This is a genomic window from Limnospira platensis NIES-39, from assembly GCF_026000695.1.
In the GTDB taxonomy this organism is placed as follows: Bacteria; Cyanobacteriota; Cyanobacteriia; order Cyanobacteriales; family Microcoleaceae; genus Limnospira; species Limnospira platensis.
In genome coordinates, this window is the sequence record NZ_AP026945.1 from 6,007,066 (window position 1) to 6,023,698 (window position 16,633).

General features: G+C 44.2%; 16 protein-coding genes. 8 read left to right on the plus strand and 8 right to left on the minus strand.

The window, feature by feature from the left end; translation table 11 throughout:
• Positions 1-88 precede the first annotated feature (88 nt).
• From efp to N39L_RS29385, 4 genes are all read left to right on the plus strand, one after another.
• Entirely contained in the window at positions 89-646 is a 558-nt protein-coding gene (gene efp, locus N39L_RS29370) for an elongation factor P (RefSeq protein WP_006619604.1), read from the plus strand.
• A 92-nt stretch (positions 647-738) separates the two neighbouring features.
• On the plus strand, positions 739-1,272 hold the full coding sequence (accB, locus tag N39L_RS29375) for an acetyl-CoA carboxylase biotin carboxyl carrier protein (RefSeq protein WP_006619603.1): 534 nt from the start codon (positions 739-741) through the stop codon (positions 1,270-1,272).
• A gap of 49 nt (positions 1,273-1,321) precedes the next feature.
• Positions 1,322-1,729, plus strand: a complete 408-nt coding sequence (locus N39L_RS29380) for a hypothetical protein (protein WP_014277153.1) — start codon at positions 1,322-1,324, stop codon at positions 1,727-1,729.
• Positions 1,730-1,755: 26 nt separating this feature from the next.
• Entirely contained in the window at positions 1,756-2,070 is a 315-nt protein-coding gene (locus N39L_RS29385; RefSeq protein ID WP_148261879.1) for a hypothetical protein, read from the plus strand.
• Between the two features lie 372 nt (positions 2,071-2,442).
• On the opposite strand, the gene N39L_RS29390 is transcribed toward N39L_RS29385, so the two are convergent.
• The 3 genes from N39L_RS29390 to N39L_RS29400 form a co-directional block, all read right to left on the minus strand.
• Positions 2,443-3,357: an aspartoacylase gene (locus tag N39L_RS29390; protein ID WP_014277155.1), complete on the minus strand. Its 915-nt coding sequence runs from the start codon at positions 3,355-3,357 to the stop codon at positions 2,443-2,445.
• An 88-nt stretch (positions 3,358-3,445) separates the two neighbouring features.
• Positions 3,446-4,675 (minus strand): DUF1501 domain-containing protein, encoded by a 1,230-nt coding sequence (locus N39L_RS29395; RefSeq protein WP_006617183.1) that lies wholly within the window; start codon positions 4,673-4,675, stop codon positions 3,446-3,448.
• Between the two features lie 196 nt (positions 4,676-4,871).
• Positions 4,872-6,275 carry a sensor histidine kinase gene (locus N39L_RS29400; RefSeq protein ID WP_043468682.1) on the minus strand — a complete coding sequence of 468 codons (1,404 nt, stop codon included), beginning with the start codon at positions 6,273-6,275 and terminating at the stop codon, positions 4,872-4,874.
• A 416-nt stretch (positions 6,276-6,691) separates the two neighbouring features.
• On the opposite strand from N39L_RS29400, the gene N39L_RS29405 reads away from it, so the two are divergent.
• A complete protein-coding gene (locus tag N39L_RS29405; RefSeq protein WP_006617181.1) occupies positions 6,692-8,068 on the plus strand; it encodes a nicotinate phosphoribosyltransferase in 1,377 nt (458 codons plus the stop codon).
• Positions 8,068-9,009, plus strand: a complete 942-nt coding sequence (locus tag N39L_RS29410; protein WP_081471256.1) for an ADP-ribosylglycohydrolase family protein — start codon at positions 8,068-8,070, stop codon at positions 9,007-9,009. Before N39L_RS29405 ends, N39L_RS29410 begins: the two co-directional genes overlap by 1 nt.
• 103 nt (positions 9,010-9,112) lie before the next feature.
• Here the strand turns inward: N39L_RS29410 and N39L_RS29415 are convergent, their stop codons facing one another.
• Both N39L_RS29415 and N39L_RS29420 read right to left on the minus strand, forming a co-directional pair.
• Positions 9,113-10,129: a succinate dehydrogenase/fumarate reductase iron-sulfur subunit gene (locus N39L_RS29415; protein ID WP_014277158.1), complete on the minus strand. Its 1,017-nt coding sequence runs from the start codon at positions 10,127-10,129 to the stop codon at positions 9,113-9,115.
• 66 nt (positions 10,130-10,195) lie between these two features.
• Positions 10,196-11,368 carry an RNA-guided endonuclease InsQ/TnpB family protein gene (locus N39L_RS29420; RefSeq protein ID WP_231852023.1) on the minus strand — a complete coding sequence of 391 codons (1,173 nt, stop codon included), beginning with the start codon at positions 11,366-11,368 and terminating at the stop codon, positions 10,196-10,198.
• Between the two features lie 114 nt (positions 11,369-11,482).
• Between N39L_RS29420 and tnpA the strand changes: the two genes are divergently transcribed.
• Complete coding sequence (tnpA, locus tag N39L_RS29425; RefSeq protein WP_014277160.1) at positions 11,483-11,869, plus strand: IS200/IS605 family transposase; 387 nt, start codon at positions 11,483-11,485, stop codon at positions 11,867-11,869.
• Between the two features lie 35 nt (positions 11,870-11,904).
• On the opposite strand, the gene N39L_RS29430 is transcribed toward tnpA, so the two are convergent.
• A complete protein-coding gene (locus tag N39L_RS29430; protein ID WP_006616308.1) occupies positions 11,905-12,297 on the minus strand; it encodes a 6-pyruvoyl trahydropterin synthase family protein in 393 nt (130 codons plus the stop codon).
• A gap of 52 nt (positions 12,298-12,349) precedes the next feature.
• Between N39L_RS29430 and cobU the strand changes: the two genes are divergently transcribed.
• Positions 12,350-12,916 carry a bifunctional adenosylcobinamide kinase/adenosylcobinamide-phosphate guanylyltransferase gene (gene cobU / locus N39L_RS29435; RefSeq protein ID WP_035736838.1) on the plus strand — a complete coding sequence of 189 codons (567 nt, stop codon included), beginning with the start codon at positions 12,350-12,352 and terminating at the stop codon, positions 12,914-12,916.
• 3 nt (positions 12,917-12,919) lie between these two features.
• On the opposite strand, the gene N39L_RS29440 is transcribed toward cobU, so the two are convergent.
• Together N39L_RS29440 and N39L_RS29445 are read right to left on the minus strand one after the other, a co-directional pair.
• Complete coding sequence (locus N39L_RS29440; RefSeq protein WP_006616306.1) at positions 12,920-14,980, minus strand: FHA domain-containing protein; 2,061 nt, start codon at positions 14,978-14,980, stop codon at positions 12,920-12,922.
• A 36-nt stretch (positions 14,981-15,016) separates the two neighbouring features.
• Entirely contained in the window at positions 15,017-16,561 is a 1,545-nt protein-coding gene (locus tag N39L_RS29445) for an FHA domain-containing protein (protein ID WP_014277161.1), read from the minus strand.
• Between the last annotated feature and the right edge of the window lie 72 nt (positions 16,562-16,633).

Genomic DNA, 16,633 nt, shown 5'->3' on the forward strand with positions numbered 1-16,633 from the left:
TTGTTAAGAACTCTCACCGAATCCCATCGATAAGTACCGATTAGGGTAAAATAAATCCCGATTGTTCAGCCCAGGTGAAGATGCTCCCATGATTTCGAGTAACGATTTTCGCACAGGTGTCAGTATTGAATTAGACGGAACTGTGTGGCGGGTGGTAGAATTCCTCCACGTTAAGCCAGGAAAGGGTTCCGCCTTTGTCCGTACCAAACTAAAAAACGCACAGACGGGTAACGTCATGGAACGGACATTCCGGGCTGGGGAGACGGTTCCCCAGGCTAACCTGGAGAAAAAGACCATGCAACACACCTATAAAGATGGTGATGATTATGTGTTCATGGACATGGACACCTTCGAGGAAGCCCACCTAACTCCTGATCAGATTGGTAATGGGGTTAAATACCTGATCGAAGGTATGGAGGTTAATGTACTCTACTGGAATGACCAAGTCCTAGAGGTGGAACTTCCCAACTCCGTCAGCCTAGAAGTGACGGAAACAGATCCGGGAGTTAAAGGCGATACCGCGACGGGTGGAACGAAACCAGCTACCCTACAAACAGGCGCAACTGTGATGGTTCCTCTGTTTATTTCTGTGGGTGAGCGCATTCGCATTGATACCCGCAACGATAGTTATCAGGGTCGCGATTAATATTTCCAGTGTTAACCCAATTGCTGGGTAAGATGATGTGGGCGATCGCCCGTAATTTTAAACCATATTGTTTTTAGGGAGATATACCAACTGTGCAACTAGATCTCAACCAGCTTCGAGAACTGCTGGCTGACATCGATAAAACTAATATTTCGGAACTGACGCTCAAAAGTAGTGATTTTGAGTTGATGGTACGCAAAGGTGGCAGTTCTATCGATCGCCCGCTATCTTCTGTTGATGTCGCCCTCAGTGGTGGGTTTCCTAGTGCGGAGTTGGTGTCGCCTCCAGGGACGGTTTCTGCTGGCGATCGCTTATCAGAATCAACGGCCAGCAGCACCCAGACTACTGCCGCCACAGGAAAGGTTCCTAGTCCGGTTGACGCTAAATGGGTAGAGGTAACATCGCCCATGGTGGGAACTTTTTACCGTTCTCCGGCTCCTGATGAGCCCCCATTTGTGGATAATGGCGATCGGATCACTAGCGGTCAAACTGTCTGTATTATCGAAGCCATGAAGCTGATGAATGAAATCGAGGCGGAGGTTTCTGGTCAAATTATGGAAATTTTGGTAACCAATGGCGCACCTGTTGAATACGGACAACCCCTGATGAGGATCGACCCCGATTAATTGGTCCGGCGCGATAACATATCACTATATCAATCGGGAGAAATCAACTATGACTGAAGAAAATTCACCCAAGGACTCGGCTATTGTGGAACAAAATCAAGACAGCAGCCTAGTTCCCCAAGATGACACTACCCCCAGTCCGCCCAGTCTCGATGAAGTCCAAAAGGAAACCCAGGAACTAATGGATGCTATCCGACGGCTGGCTATCTCGGAAATGCAGGCGGCGGGGGATTTCTCCAGGGAGGCTTATATTCGCTCTGTGCGTAATGCTAGGACTACTCTGGAGCGCTTCCAAGGTGTCACCAAAGAACAGATGGAAATGTCGGTGAAAACCATTGAATCGGAAGCTGAGAAAAACTGGAAAGGAGTGCTTGAGGAGATGAATGAGTGGAGTAATCGCATCTGGAAAGCGGCTCAAGCAGCTTGGGATGTATTAACTGCTCCCCGTGACTCGTAGGGTGCGTCAGAAGGATAACCTATCGGGTGAACGGCAAATTTTATTCATCTGACGCACCACGCCTACAATTAATTATGGGCGGTGGGGCGGGTTTACCAAAACCCAGGTGGGGATGGATGATTGACGGCGGTGGGGCGGGTTTATTAAAACCCGGGTGGGGATGGATGATTGACGGCGGTGGGGCGGGTTTATTAAAACCCGGGTGGGGATGGATGATTGACGGCGGTGGGGCGGGTTTATTAAAACCCGGGTGGGGATGGATGATTGACCGCGGTGGGGCGGGTTTATTCAAACCCGGGTGGGGATGGATGATTGACCGCAGAACCCGCCCCTACAATTAATTATCGGCGGTGGGGCGGGTTTATTCAAACCCGGGTGGGGATGGATGATTGACCGCAGAACCCGCCCCTACAATTAATTATGGGCTAATTATCGGCGGTGGGGCGGGTTTATTCAAACCCGGGTGGGGATGGATGATTGACCGCAGAACCCGCCCCTACAATTAATTATCGGCGGTGGGGCGGGTTTACCAAAACCCGGGTGGGGATGGATTATTGACGGCGGTGGGGCGGGTTTATTAAAACCCGGGTGGGGATGGATTATTGACGGCGGAGGCGCGCCCCTACAATTAATTATCGACGGTGGGGCGGGTTTACCAAAACCCGGGTGGGGATGGATTATTGACGGCGGAGGCGCGCCCCTACAATTATCAATTATTCGTAGATTTCGATGGTTTGGGGTTCGGTGAAAATCATGGCGATCGCTTTTTCGTAGTAGGCTGCCTCATTGATAAAAATCGGCCAGACGGGGCTTTCTCCCTGATAATAAATCGTGGTTCCGTCAAACTGTAAAAACATCGGATCGCCGGGGTTTAGCTGTTGATAATCCCTCCCCTGTAGTTGTGGGTGAATCATGGCGGCGAGTTCCCCCGTCGCCGTGCGGGGATAGTCTATCTGTTTGATATACTGGTATATGGTCAGAGTGCGATCGCTCTCCATAATTTCCCCGCGATTATACTTTTCTATGTAGTCTAAAAGAGCATAAATAACCTTTTCCGCTTTCAGGAATAATGCCGCATCTAACATCCCTGGCGCAATGGGTCCGACTTCGATGGAAAATCCGTAATTACACAAAGATTTCAGGGAGGGGTTTTCCGGTTGGGATTCAGATTCTATCCAACTGTAGATATTTATTTCGGGAAAAATGCCTTTTAAATAGGCGCTAATTTGGCGATTAAAAGCATTATTTTTCACCCAAATTAAGGTTAATCCCATGTGGGCGGTGCTGCTGTGTAAATCAATGATGGTATCAATAGGAGATGGGCTTTGGGGTCCCCACTGGCTGGCTATCCATTGCGATCGCTGAATTTCATAAATATCAGAATTGGTGTTTTCTAAATCTTGCCGCCCAAAAGAGCGGTTTAAATCACGATCAACATAGCGGCGGTTAATTTCCCAGGCGCGGGGATTAGCTAATAGTGTGAAAGTCTCAAAATTAGAACGCCGCAATAATTCAGGCGATCGCTCAAATTTCTTAATCAAATAAATTCCCGTCCATTCATTGCCATGAGTGCCACCCACAATGGCAACTCGTTTAATTTGATCATGATTTTCTTCTGTTAATCCCATGAGATATTATGCCCAATTAATCAATTGATGATTGATAGTTAATAAGTTAGTTGACCGGGAACAACCCACACCGGACAACCTCCATCAATTAAACAATCTCAGAAAAGTTACCAGTGGGGCGGTATCCGGGAAATACCTGCTCCAGGTGAGAAGCGCTTAACCCAAACTGAGAAGTTAAAATCGGGCTAATCACATCTCGAAAATCCGTCGTCACAGCCAGATCCCGTCCCTCGTATAACTCCGAGTCAGACAAACCTGGCCAGCGCCCATAAACGCGACCACCACGCACGGAACCACCCAAAACCCATAAAACATTACCACGTCCGTGATCAGTGCCGCCATTGCCATTTTCGCGCACTGTGCGACCAAATTCTGACATCACCACAATAGTGGTATTGCTATAAACCGAACCAAGCCTATCCACTAGCGCCACCAAGCCCTCCCCTAACCTTTCCAGACGGTTGGCCATTAACCCCCGACTTGAACCCTGGTTAACATGGGTATCCCATCCCCCAACATCGAGAAATGCTAATCTAATCTGTGGGTCACGCACTACCAAAGTGGCTAATTGTTGAGCATTCCCAGCTAAACCAGCCGGTAGAGGCGCACCATTATTAGCGGCGACCATTTCCGCCTCTAATTCCCTAATCAGTTGATCGCGGGCGCTTCTACCTTCCTGATAAGCGACGCTGAGGGGGTCATTATTGGCATATAGTCGGTCAAAGGTGGCTCGCACCTGATCGCGATCTATGGGCATTTGGCGGGAGGCATTGCGACCTAGGGAGATATTGCTAACTGGCTGAGAACCTGATAGAATGGCAGATATCGACTGACCGACACTAACCGCATCTACGGGGTTTTGTCCTGGTAACAAGCCCAGTAGGCGGTTCATCCAACCGTCGGGGGTTCTTTTATTTCCTGGTGTTCCGACTTCCATATAGTGTTGAGCCTCAAAGTGAGACCGGGTGGGGTCAGGAGAACCGCAGGCGTGAACAAAAGCTAAACTTCCTTGGTTCCATAGCGGAAGCAGGGAGTTTAGGCTGGGGTGTAAGCCGAAGTTTTGGTCTAGCTGAATTGCGCCCCCTTCCTGTTGGGGTCGGGGAATGGCGATCGCTGGTCTAGCCTGATAATAGTCGCTGTCACCATAGGGGACAACTACGTTTAATCCGTCAATTCCTCCGCGCAAAAATAGCACGATTAACCTTTTGGGGTTAGGGGTGGTGGCGACACTTCTGGCGATCCAACCGTGGCTTCCTAATGTGGCGATCGTGGCGGCGCACAGTTGAGCGCCAAAAGTTAAAAGTTCTCGTCTTCGCATATTGACCGCTTCCTATCTATCGGCTGATTAATTTGCCATACTGCTATTTTAAGTTAAGTTTTCCCGGTTGTGTGAAAATCAACCACCAGTCCGGTTAATCAGGCTATTAGGGGAATTTGCCTAGTCTTTACCGCCGATGTATGTGGGTGGGAAGACCGGCTTAGTCTGATTATATCATACTCCTAGAAATAATCTCCTAAATCAAAGGCAAGACTATCTCAAATTCGGTGCCGACTCCGTTGGTGGAAAGGAGATGCAAACAACCACTATGTTTCTCGTAAATAATTTCATGACTAATTGCGAGTCCTAAACCTGTGCCTTTTTCGGCAGACTTGGTAGTGAAAAAGTTATCAAAAATGCGGTTTTGGATTTCCTTGGGGATACCGGGGCCATTGTCGGTAATCCGAATGACAATATATTGGGTCTGTGGGGTTGGGGCGGCTTCTGATGCTTGGGTATTTTGGGAATATTCTAGGTAATTTGGGGGGGGAATTATCAGCGATCGCAATTGGGAAGGACAACTATCAGCTACATGGGTAGAAATCCAGATTTTGGCAGCATTTGGGTGATGATTAGCTGTCTCTTCTAAAGCATCTATGGCATTAGCTAACAGATTCATAAATACCTGACTGAGCAGCCCAGAATAACCCGAAAATTTAGGTAAATTCCCATAATTTTTAATGACCTCAATCCCGACTTTTAGGCGGTTTTTTAAGATGATTAGGGTACTATCTAAACATTCATGAATATCCATTTCCCGCCTCTGTCTATTATCCATGTGGGAAAAGGTGCGTAAACTGTTGACTAGGTGGTTCAACTGTTCCGCCGAAACTTGAATGCTTTTGAGCATTTCCAAGCCATCAGTTTTGAGGAATTCCCAATCAATATCTTCTTTTAACTCTTCAATAGTTGATCGGGGAGTAATTAATTCCTGTTCATAGGCGTTAATTAACTGCATTATATCTTCATAATACTGAGTTAAACAGTGAGTATTGCCGACAATGCAGCCTACAGGATTACGGATTTCGTGAGCTACTCCCGCCACCATTTTACCTAGACTCGCTAACTTTTCAGTTTGCCTTAATTGCCCCTGGGTTTGTGCTTGTAATAATTCTGTGGCTAGTTGATGAATATAAGACTGAACAATTAAGAGCTGTTGGGTATCTAACAGGCGATAATCACTGTCGGAAATTTGCACAATAATGGGTTCATAAATTTGTTCAGGCGATCGCATAATAGCCAGCCGTGCTGCATCAACTATCAGAGTATTTCCGGGAAGGATTAATAAGTCCACCTGAGAAAATTTATAGAGGGCTCGAATAGACCTAGGTAAAAACAGTTCCCGACCATAAGGACGACTGAGATACTCCAAAAAACGCCGCCGGGAAATCATACCAATAAACTGGCAATCATGGTTTAAAATAACTCCGGGTAGGGTGGGGTTAGTTTCAAACATTTTAGCCAATACCATTCCCGCTTGATCTAGATCTACTTGAAAGTCATACAGAGACAATTCTTGTAGGGTAGACTCTAAGCGCAAATGTGTATGTGAAAATACCGATGCAGACGGAGGGGTGCAATCTTCAATACAAGCGTCCATGATTAATTTTTTCAACCTAACTCATTGTGTGATAGTTAGCGGTTAACCTTCTGTAGATGCTAGTTTATATTTATTACTCTATCATGGTTTAATGCTCTGACCAGGAATTTAGCCAAAATTAACCAAATCTTAATTAATGGTTAATCTTTGGGGGGGTTCTGGGATTTATTATATGCACCGTACATTTCCCTCACCGCACAGGGGGGGGTTTATTAGGTTTATTAATCTTCTGGGTGTTATATCTAATTAACAGCGGAGGCGCGCCCCTACATGATATCTGTCGCCCTCACTTCACCCCAACCCCTGTCTCAAATAGGGCGAGAATAGGGGGAGAATAGGGCGAGGGTAGTTTAGATGTACATCGCCAATTCCTATATAATTAGAAAAGACAGTATATATATCAAGGTATCTAACCCATGGACTTTGCATCAGAAGACCGTGCTATGTCTTTAAGTCCTGATGAGTATAGCTTACTAACAGACCTGTATCAATTAACAATGACAGCCTGTTATGTGGGGGAAGGAATTGAGGATAAACCCGCCAGTTTTGAACTATTCACCAGAAAGTTACCGGATAACTTTGGTTACTTAATAGCTATGGGTTTAACCCAAGCATTAGACTATTTAGAAAACCTCAAATTTAACTCATCTCAAATTGAACAACTGAAATCTTTGGGGATTTTCAGGAATGTTAATCATCGCTTTTGGTCGGTGTTAGCAGAAGGAACATTTAGCGGTAATGTGTGGGCTGTACCGGAAGGTACGGCGGTATTTGCGAATGAACCAATCTTGCGAATTGAAGCACCTTTATGGCAAGCTCAAATTGTAGAAACCTACTTGTTAAATACTATAAATTATCAAACTTTAATTGCTACGAAAGCAGCGAGAATGCGCGATGCAGCGGGACCTGATGCCAAATTATTAGAATTTGGAACTCGTCGGGCTTTTAGTCCCCAAGCATCTTTGTGGGCGGCGCGAGCAGCTTTGGGGGCGGGTTTTGATGGTACTTCTAATGTGTTGGCAGCTTTGAAATTAGGCAGAAAACCAAGGGGGACAATGGCTCATGCTTTGGTAATGGCGATCGCTGCTATTGATGAAAATGAAGATGCGGCTTTTGAGGCTTTTCACCATTATTTCCCCGGCGCACCTTTGTTAATTGATACCTATGACACGCTGAAAGCAGCACAACGGTTAGCTGAACAGGTCAAAGCTGGTAAAATTAAGGTGCAGGGGGTAAGATTAGACTCAGGAGATATGGTAGAATTATCTAAGCAAGTGCGATCGCTATTACCGGAGGTGGAAATTTTTGCTAGTGGGGATATTGACGAGGTAGAAATTGCTCGTTTAAAAGGGGCTGAGGCTCCTATTAATGGCTACGGAATTGGGACTAAACTGGTGAGTGGAACTCCGGTTAATGGGGTTTATAAGCTGGTAGAAATTGATGGTATTCCGGTGATGAAAGAGTCTAGTAGTAAGGTGACTTATCCGGGACGTAAGCAAATTTATCGACTCATGGAAGGGGGTAAAATGAAAGGCGATCGCCTCTGTTTAATTGATGAAAGCGAGAGTATTAATCCATCATCTATCGGCTTATTGCAGTTGGTCATGAAAGACGGAAAACTGGTCAATCAGCCAGAGCCTTTAGCCGCCATTGCTGAACGCACCGCCGCCTCTGTCGCCAGTCTTCCCCCAGAATGTCGTAGGTTTGATTATCCGATTTTCCCGACCCTTGAAATTTCCGAAGAATTGGCAAATTTGAGGCAAAAAGTTAGCAAGTCAACCGAGGTAAAATGATGCAATATTCTCCGGTTTTGTCTGGTTTAATGGGAGTCTGTGTAGGCGATGCTCTGGGAGTTACGGTAGAATTTTATAGCCGCAGTGATTGTCAAGACAACCCGATCACAACTATGGTCGGCTATGGTACTTACAATCAACCCCCAGGAACTTGGTCTGATGATAGTTCTCTGACTTTTTGTTTGGCTGAAAGTCTCTGTAATGGCTATAATTTGCATGAGATAGCTAAGGCTTTTTGTAAGTGGATTTATGAGGGTTACTGGACACCTTATGGTAATGCGTTTGATATAGGTGGGGCTACTCGCAGGGCGATTAGTAGATTGCGTGAAGGGGTGGAACCTATAGCAGCCGGAGGAACAGATATTCGTGATAATGGTAATGGGTCATTAATGCGAATTTTACCTTTAGCTTATTGTTATAAGTCCCTGGAATTTGCGGAATTAATTAAACGGGTTCACGACTGTTCTCGGCTTACCCATGGTCATCTGCGATCGCAAATTGCTTGTGGTATTTACATTAGTATTGCTGTGGGTTTATTACAGGGTCTGGATATCAAAACCGCCTATATTGAGGGACTGAAAGCGGTTGAAGCTATTTATACTAAACCACCCTTTAAGTCGGAATTATCGGAGTTTGAACGAGTGTGGACTGGTGAAATTGAAAGTTTACCAGAAAAGGCGATCGCCTCTGATGGTTATGTAGTTCATACCTTAGAAGCATCTCTGTGGTGTCTATTAAACAGTTCTTCCTATGCTGAAGCTGTCCTAACAGCAGTTAATTTAGGGTCTGATACCGATACGACTGGCGCGGTTACAGGAGGTCTAGGGGGGATTTATTATGGCTTTGAACAAATACCTTCCGAGTGGGTAGAGGCGATCGCGCGTCGAGAGGATATCATCGATTTAGCTAACCGTCTAGCTAAAGCCACAGAAAATAGTTGATTTCGGCGAATTTATAAACACCATCAGGGCGGGTTATGCGAGACTGCTCAACCCACCCTAGTAGCTTAATCTGCTAACTTAATCTGCTAATTGTTCAGAGAAATTAAGGCTTTTCCTTCTCCAAACTTTGGACAGACTCAATGAGCGATCGCACTGTTTTAGTTCCCTCAGAAGGCTCAAAACTAAACGGAAACTTACCCCGTAAAAGCATCCGAACCCCCAAAGGACCAATACTGAGAATACCCTGGACATCTCGTAAGTAGTTACCCACCACCATTAAGCCAAATTTACGCTCATCAACCCATCCGCCCTGCTTCACCAGTTCAACCATAACCTTACGGTGGCGCACAGGACGACTATCAGACGGCTGCTTACGTTCTAGTATTTCATGCTTAATCTTACCAATTTGATCCATAGGAGCCACCTCCATGGGACAAACCGTATTGCAGTTGTAGCAACGGGTACAGCCCCAAACTCCCTGAATATCCTGGTTATACTGTTCTAAACGTTCCTCAGTGCGTGCGTCACGAGAATCAGCAACCATTCTCTGAGCCTTAGCCAGGGCGTGAGGACCGACAAAAGTCGGGTTAACCTCCTTCGCATTGCATTCAGAATAACAAGCGCCACAGAGGATACAATTGCCATTCTGATTCAAACTTTCCCTTTCTTCAGGAGTCTGGAGAAACTCCCGCTCAGGAATTTTACGCGCCTGTGTGCTAACGTAGGGTTCCACCGCTTCCAGGTTATCCCAGAATTGGGTCATATCCACCACTAGGTCTTTGATTACAGGCATATTACCCATGGGCGCAATGGTTAATACAGGAATCTCATCGCCGCCTGTATAACTGGAATTAGCAGCAGCAATGTCTTGTAGGCGTTTGACTTCACTGGCCACATTTTCTTTACAAGCTAGGGCGGCGCGACCATTAATCCTCATTGAACAACTACCACAGATGGTATTTCGGCAGTTTTTGCGAAAAGCTAAAGTGCCGTCAAGTTCCCATTTGATCCGATTTAGACTATCTAAAATCGTAGTAGCTGGATCAACATCTAACTGATAACTTTGCACCTGTGGCGCGCTTGAAGCAGTTTGCCGGATAATATTAAATTGAACTTTCATGTGATAAAACCAAGGTCTTTGCCTATTTTGACATCCGCCCCGGCGTGCGCTAACGGGGCTTTCCATCTATTTCAACAAATCAAAGATTGACAATTGTTGAAATGCTGGACGGGTTGACGCTTCATTGAGATGTGCTTTCTTTACAGAAAGTCTGACCCTCTCTCCACATCCGTTTAAAGTCTCCAAATGCCCTCCGGCGACCTTAATATTAATCGCAGCGTTAACATCTCTATCATGAGATGTGCCACAATTTAAACAAGTCCACTCTCTCATATTTAATTCTTTTTTGCCACCGCGAAAACCGCAGCCAGAACAGGTTTGAGAAGTGGGAATCCATCTATCAATGACACGACAATCACGCCCGTACATAACAGATTTAACTTCTAGCATTGTTCTAAAACTGCGCCAACCCAAATCAGAAATAGCACGGGATAGTTTTCGGTTTTTCATCATCCCTGAAACCTTTAAATCTTCCAAGACTATCGTTTGGTTTTCACGAATAATCCGAGTTGACAATTTCTGAAGAAAATCGTTTCTGATATCAGAAATCTTGGCGTAAAGTTTAGCTAATTTCTTTCTAGCAACTTCCCTTCTTTGACTGCCTTTCTGTTTCCTTGATAAATTACGTTGTAATCTTCTTAAACGCTTTAGTTGTTTCTTTAAAGGCTTAGGAGATTTAACTTTCTCACCATTGCTTAATGTGGCAAAATCAGTGATTCCTAAATCAATTCCTACAGAATTTTGGTTTTCCGGTAAGGGTTGAGGATTAAACTCAACAACAAAACTGACAAAATACCTATCAGCACTGTCTTCGATTAAGGTAGCACTAGAAGGTTTTGTGGGTAACTCTCTACTCCAGACTACTTTAATATCACCAATTTTAGCGATGTAAATGTAATCGGAATTAAGGTAGATTTTAAAACCATTATCCATAAATCTAGCGGATTGCTTAGATTTACGCTTTTTAAACTTGGGAGGTTTAACTTTCTTGCCTTTTCTTTGTCCTTTACAGGATTTGAAAAAGTTAGAGTAAGCCTGCTCTAAATCTCTTAAAGACTGTTGTAAGGGAATAGAAGAAACTTCTCCCAACCAGATTTTCTCCTCGGTTTTTTTGAGTTCTGTAAGTCTTTGAGAAAGTTCCTTGATATTAGGCTTTTTGTTACCCGCACGGTATTGTTCTTGACAATATGCTAAGGCATCGTTAAATACTACCCGACAGCATCCGAACAATTGAGACATCAATCTCTTTTGTTGGTCTGTTGGGTAAATTCGATATCGATATCTTAGCTTCATACTGTCAAATTGTATTGGCGTGCATTAATTATAGCTAGGAGTCTGGTAGATGTCAAGCCTTTGACGAAAAGAGCGTCTGTTTCGGATTTAAAGATTCATTTGGTCTGTGTGACTAAGTATCGTAGCCAAATCTTGACAGTGGAGAGCCTGATGTTAATCCTGAAGTCTTTTCGAGAAGTGGCTGAAAAAATGAATTTTCAAGTCCTGGAATTTCATGGGGAGTCAGACCATATTCATACCTTAGTTGAATACCCTCCTCAACTCTCTATTTCTGTCATAGTTTTTGCTTTTAAAGGAGTTGACAGTCGTAGATATGGGCAAGCCAGATTCCCTAAACCCTACGGAAAAGAATCTTTATGGTCGCCTAGTTATTTTGTATCTTCAATCGGTGGCGCACCATTAGAGGTTCTGAAGTCTTACATTAAAAACCAAGAAAAGCCGTCGTAGAACGACGGGGTTTTAAACCCAAAATTTTCGATAAATCAGGTTTCGTCTTCATACTCAACCCAGGAATTGGCTGTTTCGGAAACCATGACTTTTAGCTGTACTCCCTCTGGGACTCGCTTTTTGGTTTCATCATAGATAAATTTGGCAATCATTTCGGCCGTGGTTTCGTAGTTTGGGGGTAATATTTCATTGAGAAGACCGTGATCAAGTCCGCCTTTGCTGACATCTTTCTTGGCCCATCGCAGGCTGCGGAAGTCGGCAACCATCACCGGGTGGGGACAAAATTCGGAGGAATGCAGTTGGTTTGATGTGGCTTCTACTCGCACTTTATAGGTGTGTCCATGGAGGCGACCACAGGGGCCGTTGTAATCTTTGATATAGTGGGCGCTATCGAATGTAAATTCGGTTGTTAGTTTCCATTTAGACATGGTTGGCTGACCTGTGGTTTTGGTAACTGTTGACAATTCGCAAAAAATTGGGATGACTGATACAGAAAGATTAATTTTAGTAACTGGTCCGGTGCGATCGGGTAAGAGTGAGTGGGCGGAAAATTGGGCGGAAAATTACGCTAGAAATTACCGCAAGTCGGTGATTTATATAGCTACATCTGGTTTTGATGATCACGATCCGGAATGGGGCGATCGCATTCAAAAACATCGCGATCGTCGCCCTTCCGATTGGACAACTTTAGAGGTTCCTATCACATTATCAACTACTTTAGCATCTGTCGCCACGGCGGATAATTGTATTTTAGTAGATTCTCTCGGGACTTGGTTGGCTAATTTATTGGACTGGGAAGAATCACAATGGGAACAGGCGGTTACCGAGTTATTACAGGTTTTATTAACCGTCACTGGACCTGTGATTTTAGTCGCTGAAGAGGTCGGTTGGGGGTTGGTTCCCCCTTATCCCTTGGGCCGCCTTTTTCGCGATCGCCTAGGGGGTTTAGTCCGCTTGGTCGGGACTCATGCTGATTCCGTTTATTTAGTCACTGGGGGATATGCGTTAGACTTAACTCGCTTAGGTGTGAAAATCTCCCCCGACTAATAACTAAAGTCTCTTGAATTTTTGCACTTCCGCCAAATCTTTTTCTAAATTACGTTGGCTCGATTGATATTGGTCTTTTTGCATCCGCAACTCTAATTGATGTTTTTCGCGATTGAGTAAATAAGCATTATAGCACTCATTAACCGCCTCTAAATCATCTCTAATTCTTCTTTCTTCCTGTTCTAAAGCATAGCCCATATTTTGGACAATATTATTGCTGACATTTTTAATGAAAGATTGATAATAGCTATTCATATCTTTCTTGAGTTTTTCAGTATTATCTTGGATTTTCGCGGTTTTATCTTGATGATAAGATATCAGCGTAGTCACCATAAAAATAGGTAACAATATCGCCACTATCCTACCTTTGACATCCCCACCCGCTGGAATAAATAAACTACCCATCAGCATAATAGTTCCCACACCAGATATTACCTGACCTTTCAGATTTTTAAATAAATAACCGAACAAACTCGGTTGTTTATATCTACTCTCAAAAGTTGGTTCAATCACAGAAGCCTGTAATATGCTTCTAAAATCTATATCTTCTGGGGGGTGAAATAGGGATTCCGACCATGATAAATTAGGCACAAAGTTCAGGATATCATAGATACGTTTTAGCAGCCCATTTAAACCATCACCGCCATAAAAATTACCAATTCTTTGCCATTCTTCAGAAGACCATTTTATCAACTCTGTTTGACAAACATGAATGGCTTTTAAGTGCAGATAGTGACCCGTAGCATTAGGATTATCTCCTGCTTGTAGTCGGACATATAAATATGCGCTCCGCTGGACTCCGCTGGATTTTAAATCATCAGTAAACTGTTGGATTTTATAGAATAAACTACTTTTCCTAAACTCATCTAATAAATTATTTTTTGATTGATTTAAGTCATTTTTAAGCATTCGGAAAAACTTGTCTTTCTCATCTCCAGCTTTTTTTAAAGCCTTTTTCATATCATCTTTTAAATCATTAGTCTGTAAAAGACTAAGCTGTGCTTCCGTTTGTTGACAATTCTGTTTAATTGCCTCAATTTCTCCTTCTAAAACCTGTTCGATCGCCTCTAGTTTTTCCAGAATATTTTGGCTGAAACGTTTTAATAATAATTTTTCCCCCTGATTGGCTGCCAGTTTTTCTAAAAAATCATAATGTTTCTCTAGTTTCTGCTTAACTTCTTCTTCAATATCTCCGGGATTATTTGCTGCCAAATTGCCTGATAAATCGATTACCTCAACTCCAGGATATTCGGCATTTAAACTGTTATAAATATCCCCAAATTTTTGATAATCTAAAATTATAAATATATGCTCTATTTGGTTTTTAATTGCTTGCTGAATTGCCGATTTATGACTCTCTATGTGCTGTTCCTCATCAATGATTATATATAGTATATCCACATCAGTTAACGCCTTGGCGCTGGCTCCATTGTTCATTGATGGATTAACTGGCTGTGATGCTTGCAGATGTAAACAAATACAGCCTGTAATAGGTATTGCAGAACCCAAAAAAATCGATTCATTAGCACTTAATAAATGATGATTTTCTAGGGGTGCATTATTAATAAAACTGCCATTGGTACTGTTCAGATCGTTAATTTCCCAGCCGCGAATATTACCGTTAACAATGGGTTTAATTTCCGCGTGTTTGTTACTAATCAAATGATACTCATTGGCAATTTTTACCCGACAACTACGATGGCGACCCACTTGGATAATCTCATGTTCCGAAAGAGGATAACGCTGGATTTCTGACCCGCTTAATCCATCAACAATAATTAATTCTGGAGATAACTGGGGTTGGGTTTGGCTGATTACCTGAGTTTCCCATTCATAGGATTCTAACAAATTAGGGCGATCGCTTAATAGATTGTAAAAACCCTCGCCTATCTTCGGGGAACTACTAACAATTTTAACCCTCAGTTTTCCGCTGTTTAACTCCGACTCTAGCTGTTCCAGGGTTTTGGCAATTTCCAGATAAGCCGGGTCTCGGTCACTTCTCAACCCCAAAAATCTGTGAATTTCCTGTATTCTAGTCGCGATTTTATCAGTTTTTAAAGACATAATCGAATCCCCAAAACTTAACTTTAATATAGCCTATTACCACAGCAGAGGACCTTCTACCTGTTCAGGAATTGCTGATGGTGTTGGTGGAGGAGATGGAGGAACTTTATCTCCTGTGGTTGCGGGTGGCTGATTGGTTTGTTCTGGCTGTGGCTGATTGGTTTGTTCTGGCTGTGGCTGCGGCTGCGGCTGTGGCTGTGGCTGTGGCTGTGGCTGTGGCTGTGGCTGTGGCTGTGGCTGTGGCTGTGGCTGTGGCTGTGGCTGTGGCTGATTGGTTTGTCGTTGCGCTTCTTGTTTGGCGGCTTCTGCTTCTCGCTTGGCGGCTTCTGCTTCTCGCTTGGCGGCTTCCGCTAGTCTCCTCGCTTCTGCTGCTTCCGCATTCAGCCTTTCTTGGCGCTGTTGTTCCGCAATGCGTCTTTCTTCCTCCCGTTTCTGATCATTAGCGCGATCGATAATTGGTTGCACTTTTTGTTTCCAATATTCGCTATCTTGTCGCGGTGATTCCCCCAATAATGCTACCCTTTCGGTTTCGGCGATCGCCTCCCTCCAAGCCTCTCTATTCAACGACTGTCTCGCATTTTCTAGGTGATTCTCATTCCGATTCCACTCCTGTTCCCATTGGGAAAGTTCTTGCTTAACTCTCGCGGCGTTCGGACTCGTTTCGGGGATAGCTTCAGCAATTTTTACCGCCTGCTGATAATTACCTTGGCGATATTGTTCCTGCGCTAATTCCTCCATCCGTTGAGATGCTTGCTTAAAGAAATTTTGCGCTTCCGAGTAGGAAGAAGTATTTTCGGGAACCTGTAAAGCCATATCGATCGCACCCCGCCAAGAACCCGCTTCCGCTAAACTATTCGCCTGTTTCATTAACACCGCAGCATGACCATCCTCACAACTTTTTAACAGTCTTGTTAACTCGGATTTTAATACAGGTGTCATCCCGGTAGTTGTCGGTTCTATGGTTAATGCCGTTTTACAAGTCTCATAAGACTCCTGGGATGCTACCATATTACCCTGTTGATGATAACTTTCTCCCTGTTTTCGTGCTTGTTCCGCCTCCGCGATCGCATTTCTGATCGGTGCAGCAGCCTGCCATTTATACACCCAAAAGCCGCCCCATCCTAAGCCGATTATTAATACTATTCCACCCAACCAGGGTAATGCTTTCTTAACCGGAGAAACTGGCGGCGGTGGCGGCGGTTCCGGTGGTGGTGGCGGTAGTTCTAACCCTCCCGACACTGGCTGGGTTCCAGCGGCGATCGCTGTGACTTTAAAATCTATATTTCCTAACTGAATATGACTGCCATTATTTAGGGGTTCCTCACCCACAGGTAGCAATTTACCATCTACAATTGGCGGGTTACTTTCCCGCAGCGATCGTAGATAAAATTGGTGATTCTCTGGACTAAAAAAAATTTCGATATGTAGACCAGATACCGTCTGATCTACGCACACTAAATCACAGCGACTCCCATCTCTACCTATACGGAAAACTCCCGGATGTTTGCTGGGTTGGTTGGCTCGAATGCTGGTGCTATTCAACCTTCCCTCTTCTACCCACTCTAAGGTTAGTTCAGCCATAAATCTGCCCGCTATTATACTGGGACTCCCTACTCTATTTTAGTAGATCTTCCCTGGATTGGGATAATTTTT

What these genes read in the sequence shown, in the direction of transcription:
- efp (WP_006619604.1), top strand. Translation starts at nt 89, where the DNA reads ATGATTTCGAGTAACGATTTTCGCACAGGTGTCAGTATTGAATTAGAC.
- N39L_RS29380 (WP_014277153.1), top strand. Translation starts at nt 1,322, where the DNA reads ATGACTGAAGAAAATTCACCCAAGGACTCGGCTATTGTGGAACAAAAT.
- N39L_RS29390 (WP_014277155.1), bottom strand. Translation starts at nt 3,357, where the DNA reads ATGGGATTAACAGAAGAAAATCATGATCAAATTAAACGAGTTGCCATT.
- N39L_RS29395 (WP_006617183.1), bottom strand. Translation starts at nt 4,675, where the DNA reads ATGCGAAGACGAGAACTTTTAACTTTTGGCGCTCAACTGTGCGCCGCC.
- N39L_RS29400 (WP_043468682.1), bottom strand. Translation starts at nt 6,275, where the DNA reads ATGGACGCTTGTATTGAAGATTGCACCCCTCCGTCTGCATCGGTATTT.
- N39L_RS29405 (WP_006617181.1), top strand. Translation starts at nt 6,692, where the DNA reads ATGGACTTTGCATCAGAAGACCGTGCTATGTCTTTAAGTCCTGATGAG.
- N39L_RS29410 (WP_081471256.1), top strand. Translation starts at nt 8,068, where the DNA reads ATGCAATATTCTCCGGTTTTGTCTGGTTTAATGGGAGTCTGTGTAGGC.
- N39L_RS29415 (WP_014277158.1), bottom strand. Translation starts at nt 10,129, where the DNA reads ATGAAAGTTCAATTTAATATTATCCGGCAAACTGCTTCAAGCGCGCCA.
- N39L_RS29420 (WP_231852023.1), bottom strand. Translation starts at nt 11,368, where the DNA reads ATGTCTCAATTGTTCGGATGCTGTCGGGTAGTATTTAACGATGCCTTA.
- N39L_RS29430 (WP_006616308.1), bottom strand. Translation starts at nt 12,297, where the DNA reads ATGTCTAAATGGAAACTAACAACCGAATTTACATTCGATAGCGCCCAC.
- cobU (WP_035736838.1), top strand. Translation starts at nt 12,350, where the DNA reads ATGACTGATACAGAAAGATTAATTTTAGTAACTGGTCCGGTGCGATCG.
- N39L_RS29440 (WP_006616306.1), bottom strand. Translation starts at nt 14,980, where the DNA reads ATGTCTTTAAAAACTGATAAAATCGCGACTAGAATACAGGAAATTCAC.
- N39L_RS29445 (WP_014277161.1), bottom strand. Translation starts at nt 16,561, where the DNA reads ATGGCTGAACTAACCTTAGAGTGGGTAGAAGAGGGAAGGTTGAATAGC.